Source organism: Haloglomus irregulare (assembly GCF_007421925.1).
In the GTDB taxonomy this organism is placed as follows: Archaea; Halobacteriota; Halobacteria; order Halobacteriales; family Haloarculaceae; genus Haloglomus; species Haloglomus irregulare.
This window is the reverse complement of the sequence record NZ_QMDX01000053.1, coordinates 1-1017: the sequence shown is the minus strand read 5'-3', so window position 1 is coordinate 1017 and position 1017 is coordinate 1. Positions and strand designations below refer to the sequence as shown.

The 1017-nt window shown below is 57.8% G+C and carries 1 protein-coding gene; it reads left to right on the top strand.

Annotated features, from left to right (window positions below; genetic code table 11):
* The coding region (locus DP107_RS19690; RefSeq protein WP_338072757.1) for a COX15/CtaA family protein at positions 1 to 597 on the top strand (597 nt) is incomplete at its 5' end.
* Between the last annotated feature and the right edge of the window lie 420 nt (positions 598 to 1017).

Below are 1017 nucleotides of genomic sequence, written 5' to 3'. Positions count from 1 at the left end.
GGCAAGACGCTCAACGACCTGCTCGTTCCTCAATCTGCGCTAACTAGACAGTGCCGAGAAGATACAATGGAAGAAACACACACTCGTTCGTACCGCCCACAAGCCATTGTTCGACGTATCAGATACCACCAGCTCGCCTCGGTCACGCTGGTTGGGACGTACGTACTCATGATTCTCGGTGCGTACACGAGTGCGATCGGGGCTGGCCTGTCCTGTCCCGACTGGCCGATGTGTTACGGAACGGTCGTCCCCTTCTTACACCCAGAGATCATCGCCAATTCGCCGTATTCGGCACTCCAGATCTTTGCCGAGTGGGCCCACCGTGGGCTCGCAATGATCGCCGGACTGCTAATCATCTCGACGGCACTTGTTGCCTGGTACACCCGGGAGAGAGCCATCGTGAGAGAATCTGCTGTATTCGCCGCTCTCCTGTTGCCGGTTCAGGTCGTGCTGGGTGGGCTGACCGTCACGCAGTCGCTGGAACCGGTTATCGTGACATCACACTTGGCGACGGCGACGTTGATTCTGGTGGCGTTGACTGCGTCGACTGTCGTGAGTTGGCCGTCAAGCGATAGCCCTCGTTCGTTCGAGAGCTAAGCTAACGCGTGTAGCGGCACGAAAAGACGAGATTGTGGACTCGCTCGTCGCATGAAGAACCCAGAGCGAGTTTGGTGATTGATGAACAGACTACGGTCGGGACCCAATTCCGTCACAGTTCTAGTGTCCGAACAGTCTGCCGTTACGCAAGACATCGTGGAGCTGTTCCTCGACGATTCTGAGGACGTGCAATGGGTGAATCCTATGTGGCTGACCAGTCCGGAGAATCAACCAATCAGTGAGACGGTGGCCTACTCTGTCGCAGCTAGCAACCGACCAACTACGAGTGCGAGTCCGAGCGTCAATAGGGTCCCGAGGAGTGCTCCGAGAAGCGTTCCCAGGTGCGAGCCGAACCCTGGAACCGCGTGACCTCCTCCCCGTGGTAAACGACGGGGCTTCCCACAAGCCGAAGCCCGCTGG